Below are 10,016 nucleotides of genomic sequence, written 5' to 3' on the forward strand. Positions count from 1 at the left end.
TTAAGTATGTGGATTATTTATTCCATAATTTCTTAAAATATAGTAAATATTATTTATTCCATAATTTCTTAAAATATAGTAAATACCCCAAAATAATTTATACAGCCAATATTTTTAAAACATGTTGTTTTCGATAAAATTTATTAATATTAGTACATTTAACTAAAAAGTCTGTTCCCAAATTAGTCATTTTTTCTTCGCTCCTCTTGTTTTTATCTGCAATTACTAAAATTATATATGAAAAATCAGTCAATTTTGACTGATTTTTCATATATTTTTTACTTTTATCTAAAATATCATGGATGGTTAATTGTAACTCTTTTGTTTCATCAATTGCTAAATCTTTTTTAAATTTAGCTTTTGTTACACTCTTATTTTTAATTTCTTTAAAATCAACTCTTTGCATTGTTTGTTCATGATTATTTGAGGTAACATTTCTTAACCCTACCTTAATTGTTCCGGCTGGAGCTTGTTCAATTGCTTTTAACCATTCTGTTCGTGATTTTACTTTTATCGTAGACTTATCTTTTGGGTTATCTTTTTCACTATTATTAAACTCAAAATCAATTTTTTGTTGTCTATTTTTTAAGAAGAGTCTCCACTGTCGTAACCACTTTGCCAAAAGTTGGTTTTTCTTCAGGAAGAGAAGGAACAAGCAGTTTTCTATTTTTTTGGTGATTATTTTGTTGTGCTTGTGCTTTTACTAATGCTACTTTAACTTGTTCACGTTGTTTTTTTCAATTAGCATGTCTACTGTTGTTTTTACTTTTCCAAATGTTTTACGAACAAACAATGGTGATGGTTCTTGTTCAGATGGCGCTGCAATTATGGCAGTTTCCACATTTGTTACTGGTTGTTCCGATTGTTGTTTACTTTGTTGTTCTTTTCGAAATTTCTTTTTTGTTTCTTTTATATTTTTATTTTTCTGGCGCATTTTTTCTCCGCGTGGTTTAACCACAATGTTTTTTGTTAATACTTTTCTTACTATTAGCATGATGATCCAGCGTTGTTATTGGCTCTGCTGTTGCAATCACCTGCTCGACTTGATAAATTTCTTCTGGTGGAATCATTAATGCTAATTTAACCTTGAGATCACTTTCTTCATCGTTAGTATTATCTGCTGTGATTGTTTCTTGATTATAACTTTTTTCACTTGATTCTGTCTTATTAAGAACAGAATTATTTGTTGCCTGTGTTACTTCAATTAAGGGTTTAATATTATTGGCATTATCATGTTCATTATGATGAAACGAATGCTTTTTTCCAGCAGTACTACTACTTTCTAATCCTTTTTTTGATGGGATTACTTTTAAATCATAATAATGTGGAATAACAATATCAACAATATTTTCAAAACCTAAGGTATGATTGGCAGTAACTAATTTATGAACAGTCATTTTATCAGTATTAAATAACTCAATTTCATCATTTTGATTTAACATATGCAAGATATCTTTCCCTTTTGTTAAAAACGTTCAGCGAACAAGTTCATTAATATCTTTATTTAATTTATATAATCGTGTTCCTTTTACCGGTCGCGTTGATGTAGGAATTTCTGTTAAAGAAATTTTTTTCCCAGTATGAAGATTAGTAATTAATACTAAATTATCATCTTCACAATAACCCGCGTTAATAACAACATCATCACGTAGATTAATTGATTTAACCCCTGCTGTTCGTAACCCTAATGTTGGAATTTGTTTTTTACGATATTTAACAATAAAACCATTTGCTGTTGTTATGACCACATATGGATGATGACAAACTAATTGACTAGCAACAACTTCATCATCATTTTTTAAATTAATAGCTTTAAGTGCTTTACTAATCCGTGTCGCTTCAAAATCTTTAACGGCTGTTTTTTTAATCATTCCATTTTTAGTTGCTAACATAATGTATTGTTCTTTTTTATTAAAATCATTTAATAAGAAAGCACTAATAATTTTTTCTTCTCCTGGTAACTCAGAAATAGTATTAATATGTTCACCAATATCACGTAGTCGAACTGTTTTAATTTTATAAACTGGAATAATAACATAATTCCCTTTTGAAGTAATTAACAAAATTTTATCGGAAGTATTAGCTTGAAAATCAGCAATTCATAAATCCCCTGGTTTTCGTTTAAATTCTTCGGTTACTAATCGCGCTAATTGATTATTTTCTAAGGCTTTTAAATATCCATCTCGTGAAATTCAAATGTTCAAATCTTTTTCAATAATTGTTTCTGTTTTTTGAATTTCAATTGCTTCAATTTCATTTTCAATCACACTACGACGACGAGAAGCAAATTTTTTCTTAATTAATTCTAGTTGATGAATAATAACACTATTTAATTTATTAATATCACGTAAAATTGCTTTTAATTCAGCAATTGTTGCAATTAATTCTTTTTGTTCTGCTTTTAATTGCAAAATATCCGTTGAAGTTAATCGATATAATCGTAATTGTACAATTGCTTCTGCTTGAATTTGGGTAAAACCAAATTTTTTTACTAAATTATGAATTGCATCACTACGATCTTTTGAATGGCGAATGACAGCAATCACTTCATCTAAAATACTAATTGTTTTGATTAATCCAGCAACAATTTCTGAGCGTTTTTGTGCTCGTGCTAATTCAAAGCGAGAACGATTAGTAATAACTTCTTGTTGATGTTCAACATAATGGGTTAAAATTTCTTTTAGTCCTAATTGTCGTGGTTGTTTGTTTGCAATAGCAACCATATTAAAATTATATGAAATTTGTAAATTAGTATTTTTTAATAAAAATTTCCGTACTGTTTCAACATTAGCTTGTTTACCTAATTCAATAACAATTCGTAGCCCTTCGCGGTCTGTTTCATCACGAACTTCTTTAATATTTAATCCTGGTTCATTATATTTAATATCATCAATCTTTTTAACTAAGTCTTGTTTAACAACTTCATATGGAATCTCAGTAATTACTAAAGCATTGTTTTCAAATTTAATTTTGCTACGAACAATAATTTTTCCTTTTCCTGTTTGATATGCCTCTAAGATTTCACTTTTTCCCTGAATAATGCCTCCGGTTGGAAAATCAGGTCCTTTAACATATTTTACTAAATCTTTAACCGTACTGTCTGGTTTTTCAATAAAATGAATTGTTGCATTAATAATTTCATGTAAATTATGCGGTGGAATATTTGTGGCATATCCAGCAGCAATCCCGGTTGAACCATTAACTAATAAATTTGGAAATAAGGCTGGTAATACAACTGGTTCTTGTTCTGAATCATCAAAATTAGGAGCAAACGCAACTGTTTTTTTATCAAGATCTTGTAATAAAAATGAGGAAATTTCACTTAAACGAGTTTCAGTATAACGCATAGCTGCCGCTGGGTCTCCATCAATTGAACCATTGTTTCCATGCATATCAATTAATGGATAACGAACTTTTCAATTTTGAGATAACCTTACCATTGCATCATAAACCGATGTATCACCATGGGGATGATATTTTCCAATTACTTCCCCAACAATCCGTGCTGATTTTTTATAACTCGTATTAAAAGTTAATCGTAATTCATTAATTGCAAATAAAATACGGCGTTGTACTGGTTTTAAACCATCACGAACATCAGGCAAGGCTCGATCTTGAATAATATATTTGGCATAACGTCCAAAGCGTTCTGACATAATATCATTTAAACTATAAACTAATTCATTTTCTTTTTCGTTATTACTCATTTCTAAATTCCTCTCTGTAAATCAACTTTCATCATTTCATTTTTGATTATAAACTTTTTATAATCAATTTGATAAAATAACTTGTGCCCTAATTTTGTTAATATTCAATAATCCTTATGCTTGTCATAAGTAAACAATTGGTGGTGATGGGTTAATAATAACAATGTTCGAAAATATGCTAAGATTTGGTCATTAAGATTATTACAAATTTCAATTAACTGTAGTAACTCTAACAAAATATCTGTTTGTATTTTAAATTCTTGTTGATAGTAAATTGTTGTTGCTGATTTAATCATATACTTACCCGTTTTAGATAATCAGTCAATTTCACATTGATAAAATAAGGTTCCTTCAATTAATAATAATTTATAAATTGTTAAATTTAACATATTTAATTGCTGATTAATTTTTAGTGGTAAATTTTTAGGTGTAATTAATTTTCTTTTTTTCATATTAATTCCCATATTAATTTTTTGCCAAGCAAATAAAATTATTAATATATTATAATTATAGTAGTTTAATTCAAAAGCAATAATTTTATCGTTAAAAAAGTGAATACCATGTTTTGTTAACAAATATAAGTTACTACTTGATTCTAACTGATAAAGTGGCTCTGCTTCTTGCATAATTTTTTTTCAAAAAATTTCTTTTTCAGCAGTCTGTTGTGCTGCTAATAATAAAATTTCATAACATCAACTTAATGCTGTTTCATCTACTATTCCAAGTATTGTATTTTCACTATATTCAATGCCACTATTTGTTCAAACTTCTAATGTCAATGTTGTTTTTGTTTCTTTTATTTTAATAAGTCACAACTGAAAATTTTGATATTGACTAAGAGTTAGATTGGTTTGATTTAGTTTATTAATTAATTTTTTGATTGCTTGTAACATTGTTGGCCTATTTAATTAATGATTGCTTGAAAATCATCTTCTAAAGTAAACTTAACATTTTCATCAATTCAATCTTTTCGTTTTTTAGCATCATCTCCCATTAAGGTTACAATCCGTCTTTCAGCCATAACGGCATCATCAATTGTTACTAAAATTAATTGACGAGTTTGAGGATTCATTGTTGTTTCTCATAATTGTTCTGCATTCATTTCTCCTAACCCTTTATAACGTTGTAATTCAAATTTACCATGAAATTGACTTAATTTATTTTTTAATTCTGTTTCATCTCATGCATATTCAATATGTTTATTTTTGGTGCTAGTAATTTTAAATAAAGGTGGCAAAGCAAGATAAACACGATGATTTTCAATTAATGGTCGCATATAACGATAAAAAAATGTTAATAGTAAAGTTTGAATATGTGCCCCATCAGTATCTGCATCGGTCATAATAATTACTTTACCATAGTTGGCATCATTAATGTCAAAACCATTTCCCACTCCTGCACCAATGGCATTAATCATTAAATTAATTTCTTCATTATTCATTAAATCTTGAAGTTTTGCTTTTTCAGCATTAATTACTTTTCCTCGTAATGGTAAAATTGCTTGAAAACGACGATCACGTCCTAATTTGGCACTTCCCCCAGCAGAATCTCCTTCAACTAAAAAAATCTCATTATTAAATTTATTTCGATTTTGAGCAGGGGTTAATTTTCCTGTTAATAAACGATCACTATTACCCCGTTTTTTGCTATTGCGCGCTGCTTCACGTGCTTTCCGAGCTTCTTCACGAACATTACGAGCTAGTAATGCTTTTTCAATAATAGTGTAAGCATTTGTTTTATTTTCTGTTAATCAAAATCCAAATTGTTTTGCTACAATCGTTTCAACTGCAACTCGAGCTTCATAAGTTCCTAATTTTCCTTTGGTTTGTCCTTCATATTGAATTAAATTTTCAGGAATTTTTACTGAAACAATAGCCGTTAGTCCTTCACGTGTATCAACTGAATCAAGATTTTTATCTTTTTCTTTTAACAATCCTTCTTTCCGAGCATAATCATTAATTACTTTTGTTAATCCTGTTCGGAATCCAACAACATGGCTACCACCTTCGCTTGTTTTAACATTATTTGCAAAACTAAGTAAATTTTCATTAAATTCAGTTGAATATTGTAATGCTATTTCAACTTCGATTTGTTTTTCTACTCCTTTTAACATAATAATTGGAGTAATAATTTTTTTATCTTCATTCATATAAGTAATGAACTCTTTTAAACCATTATTAAATAAATATGATACTTTTTTATCAGTTCGTTGGTCAGTCAATGTTAACTTAACCCCGCTATTTAAAAATGATGATTCACGAATTCGTTCTGAAATTGTTGAAAAAGAAAAATCAATTACTTTAAAAATCTTATGATCAGGTAAAAAAGTAACTGTTGTTCCCGTTTTCGTTGTTGTTCCAATTTTTGTTAATGGTTCTTTAACTTGACCACCATTTGCGAATTTAATACTTCAAACTTTGTGATCACGATAAATTGTGACATCAAAAGTGGCCGATAAAGCGTTAACAACTGAAGAACCAACACCATGTAGTCCGCCTGCTGTTTTATAACCATCACCACCAAATTTTCCACCAGCATGTAAAACTGAAAAAATTACTTCTGGGGTTGATTTTCCAGATGAATGAATTCCAGTTGGAACACCACGCCCATTATCTGCCACCATAATAGCATTATTCTTATAAATAATAATATCAATTTCATTACAATAACCAGCTAATGCCTCATCAATTGAATTATCAATAATTTCTCAAACTAAATGATGTAATCCACGAACATCAGTTGACCCAATATACATTCCTGGACGTTTTCGAACTGCATCTAGTCCTTCTAAAATCTGAATTGATGATTCATCATACTTTAATGTTTTATCTTCAATACTCATATCCTCTATCATTCCTTTTAAATATAATTTTCACTATTACTATTTTATATTATAATGCTTTTATTTACAATTATTTACTAAATTATTTCTAATTGCTATATAATAATAAAAGAGAGGTGACGGAATGACATTATATGGATATTTAGGAAAAGCTATTACAGCAATAATTGGATACTTAATTGGTTCTTTTAGTTGGTCAATTTTTATTAGTAAAAAAATTTATAAAATTGATGTGCGTGATTATCATTCTAAAAATGCCGGAGCCACAAATACTAGTCGTGTTTTAGGAAAAAAATGAGGTTTTGCCATCATGTTTTTAGATATGCTAAAAGTTACTATTACAATGTTTATTGCCTTTGGTATTAGTTGTATTAATATTAATGGTGTTAATTTTGGTTCAACTAGTTATTATATTCCAGCTTTTTTTGTTTTAATTGGTCATTCTTATCCAATTTATTATAAATTTAAAGGTGGAAAAACAGTTTCGTCTTTTTTAGGTTTATTATGAATGACTAATCCATATTATTTTTTAATTGCTACAGTTGTTTGATGAAGTACAATTTTTATTTGAAAACGAGTTTCTGTTTCTTCAATTTTAGCAGCACTATTTATAGGAGCATTATGTTGAATTCCACAATTAAGTGGCATTGATATTATCAATTTTAATGGTGATTTACTTCAAAATTCTCACCTTGTTTGAGTGAATTACTTACATTATGTTAATTATGATAATTACTACGATAGTTTAGCTTTAATTAATATTATTATTACTTTAAGTGCTATTTTCTTAATCTTAAAACATCATCAAAATATTACTCGTTTATTAAAAGGAACCGAAAAGCCTTATGATTTTAAAGGGAAATCTGATTTAGAAAATGGTAATCTTTCAAAACACAATAAAATAAAAAACACTAATAATTACCCATAGTTTTAAGTACTTAATAAGTTAAATGAAAAATGCTTTCATTCTAAAGAACTGAAAGCATTTTTCATTTTTAAAATTTTTGTTTATTAACAAAACTTAAGCTACCTTAAATTCAATTATCTGTAAAAAGTTATAATTACCATCATTAATATTGGTTTCACCCTTGTTTGGATTAAACATAAAACTATAAAAAAGTTGCTATACGATAAGTAAACATTGTTTGAAATGAGTGAGTATGTCTTAGTATCATTATTTCATGAATAAAATAATTGAAAAGTTATAGATTTTTTATTTTCAATTCAATTAATTTTATTGTTAAATTTACTTATATTGTACTTGTAATCATAAGAAAACTTTGTATTTCAGTCTAATGACTTCCAATAAAAGCTAAAAACATATTTCAAAAATGTGTTAAAGTTGTCTAACATTTGGTTCTGTTTATACTTCGTTCTAATTTTTTTAACAATTTCATCAAAGTTAACTTGATTCATATTAAAAACAAGACGATTATTTTCATTATATGTTTCTAATTGATAATAATGTCAAAAACCCATTATTGTTTTTGCAAATATGATTAAGTCAGTATCAAATTTATTTTTTTCTCTCAATATTGTTATTGGTGCTTTTAATTCAATATTGAAACTTAAAATTTTAAGTGGGAGATTCTCAATAATAAAGTTATCCAAGAAATTGAAAGATTTTAATGTTGCTTGTATATAATACTCATTATGAATTAATAATCTATCAAAATCAATCAATTTTTTATAAAATTTTAAAAAGTTTTCTGGGGTTAATTTAGCAGGATTATACCCTTCACCCTCTCATGTCAAGACAGAAAACATTGACTTTTGATACTTCTTATCATATAAATTCAACATAGTCATGTTTGCGTCTTTATTAATAAAATTTATTGAATCTATATTACGAAACGAAATATTTTCATCACTTAAAGATTTCGCAATAAATAATCTTATTGTTTCATTATAACTGACATAATTATTAGCATCCTTATTTATTGGTACAATATTTTTAAAATTTTCTTTTTTAAAAATATTATTAAGAAAAATAGTAAAATACTTTATAAGGTCATCTTGTATTTTACTTAAAACATCTAAATTATTATTAATCACTGTTACATTTATTAATCTTATCCTGCACTGGTAATAATTCTTTAAAGCGCACTTCATAAGCAATATTAACCTGGACTCTAATTCCTAATACTGCTTGGGGAGTATCTTGTACTAACTTTGCTATCTTATCAAAATTAATATTATATAAATCAAATGAAATGTCATTTTCTCCTAAGAATAATGGCATTGTATCAACATAATAATTTGAATATCGATCTCGTAAATGTTGATTCAAATTATTAAACTCTGCTTTAAAACCAACAAGCAACTGATGTAAAAAACGATATTTACTAATTGCTGTGCTCGTTAAAGTTAATAAGCCATCATTTTTTGTTTTTACTTGTGCGACTAGTTCTTTAAATGATGATATTTGGTCTGGATATTCCTTAATAATATTAATCATTGTTTTTGTTTGCTATCATGTTGATAAAGTTTGCTTTGCTTCCTGTTTTATTTGATTTAAAATTTCAAGATCTTGATGACCTTCCATTTCATCCTCATCACGCTCATGTTTTGTTCGCACTGTACAACTAACAACACCTAAGCTACTACCGAAACCTAAAACAAAAACACTAAAAAGTGTTAATAACCGTTTCATCTAATTGTCACCTTCCTTTTGTGTGATACTTATAATTATACTTATTAAAAAAATGTATAATGTACGATGAAGCGGCAAAAAAACAACTCCTAAAAGGAGGTAATGATAATTAAACAACAAAAAATATATGATGTTAATGATTGTTATAAATTATCATCATTCACAACGAAGAATTTGTATCAAATAAAGTTTTATGAACTTGTGAAAAACATAGAAATTTATTGAATAAAGTAAAAGATAAAACACAAAAGCAATTTTATCAAAAACTAGAAAATTCAAAAATTATCTTTGATTGAGAAACTGGTTTGTTAAAACTTTGATTTTATAAAACTTAATGCAGAGATATTGAAAATAAAGTTTCTAATGTTGGTTGATTAGAAATGGATACTGTTGTTGGAAAAGAACATTTATCTAGTTGTTTAGTTTTAGTAGAACAATCAAGTAAAAAATACTTTGCTATGAAATTAGAAAATCATACTGCTAATGAAGTTTTAGAAAAACTTGAAGAATTAGTTAGAATTAATGGTTTAGTTGGAAAAATTAAAGGAATAATAACAAATCGCGGAAAATAATTTAGTAAATTTGAAGAGATGGAAAAGATTACTGGTTCTAATGTTTATTATTGTGACCCTGGTTCACCAAAACAAAAACCATTAATTGAAAGAATTAACCGTGAATTTAGAAAACGCTTTCCTAAGGGCACAGATTTTAATAAAGTTAGTCAAAAACAAATAGATTGAGTAGTTGATGTAATAAATGATAAAATCCGACCGTGTTTAAATTGAATAAGTGTAAAAGAAATGTTTTTACAGAA

9 protein-coding genes and 1 pseudogene are annotated in these 10,016 nt (G+C 27.2%); 2 read left to right on the top strand and 8 right to left on the bottom strand.

Translation table 4 applies throughout. The features are described 5' to 3' along the window. Nucleotides 1-97: 97 nt before the first annotated feature. The 5 genes from C6B38_RS11315 to parE form a co-directional block, all read right to left on the bottom strand. A complete protein-coding gene (locus C6B38_RS11315; RefSeq protein WP_233485589.1) occupies nt 98-622 on the bottom strand; it encodes a hypothetical protein in 525 nt (174 codons plus the stop codon). Between the two features lie 87 nt (nt 623-709). After that, complete coding sequence (locus C6B38_RS11320; RefSeq protein ID WP_233485590.1) at nt 710-934, bottom strand: hypothetical protein; 225 nt, start codon at nt 932-934, stop codon at nt 710-712. Between the two features lie 16 nt (nt 935-950). Further along, nucleotides 951-3,707 (bottom strand): DNA topoisomerase IV subunit A, encoded by a 2,757-nt coding sequence (parC, locus tag C6B38_RS05915; protein WP_233485591.1) that lies wholly within the window; start codon nt 3,705-3,707, stop codon nt 951-953. A 2-nt stretch (nt 3,708-3,709) separates the two neighbouring features. Continuing rightward, nucleotides 3,710-4,600, bottom strand: a complete 891-nt coding sequence (locus C6B38_RS05920; protein ID WP_105298980.1) for a hypothetical protein — start codon at nt 4,598-4,600, stop codon at nt 3,710-3,712. Nucleotides 4,601-4,611: 11 nt separating this feature from the next. Next, nucleotides 4,612-6,549, bottom strand: coding sequence for a DNA topoisomerase IV subunit B (gene parE / locus C6B38_RS05925; RefSeq protein WP_105298981.1), 1,938 nt, complete (start codon nt 6,547-6,549; stop codon nt 4,612-4,614). A 124-nt stretch (nt 6,550-6,673) separates the two neighbouring features. Between parE and plsY the strand changes: the two genes are divergently transcribed. Further along, nucleotides 6,674-7,477: a glycerol-3-phosphate 1-O-acyltransferase PlsY gene (gene plsY / locus C6B38_RS05930; protein ID WP_105298982.1), complete on the top strand. Its 804-nt coding sequence runs from the start codon at nt 6,674-6,676 to the stop codon at nt 7,475-7,477. A 113-nt stretch (nt 7,478-7,590) separates the two neighbouring features. On the opposite strand, the gene C6B38_RS11325 is transcribed toward plsY, so the two are convergent. From C6B38_RS11325 to C6B38_RS11335, 3 genes are read right to left on the bottom strand one after another with little or no spacing between them, the layout of a single operon-like run. Further along, on the bottom strand, nt 7,591-8,604 hold the full coding sequence (locus C6B38_RS11325) for a hypothetical protein (RefSeq protein WP_233485592.1): 1,014 nt from the start codon (nt 8,602-8,604) through the stop codon (nt 7,591-7,593). Next, entirely contained in the window at nt 8,597-9,007 is a 411-nt protein-coding gene (locus tag C6B38_RS11330) for a hypothetical protein (RefSeq protein WP_233485593.1), read from the bottom strand. The genes C6B38_RS11325 and C6B38_RS11330 overlap by 8 nt, the downstream gene beginning before the upstream one ends. Before the next feature lie 12 nt (nt 9,008-9,019). After that, nucleotides 9,020-9,202 carry a hypothetical protein gene (locus C6B38_RS11335; protein ID WP_233485594.1) on the bottom strand — a complete coding sequence of 61 codons (183 nt, stop codon included), beginning with the start codon at nt 9,200-9,202 and terminating at the stop codon, nt 9,020-9,022. A gap of 341 nt (nt 9,203-9,543) precedes the next feature. Here C6B38_RS11335 and C6B38_RS05940 point away from each other — a divergent pair. Continuing rightward, nucleotides 9,544-10,016, top strand: a pseudogene (locus tag C6B38_RS05940) (IS30 family transposase); the annotation flags it as partial.

It is taken from the genome of Spiroplasma sp. ChiS, assembly GCF_002968355.1.
In the GTDB taxonomy this organism is placed as follows: domain Bacteria; phylum Bacillota_I; class Bacilli_A; order Mycoplasmatales; family Mycoplasmataceae; genus Spiroplasma; species Spiroplasma citri.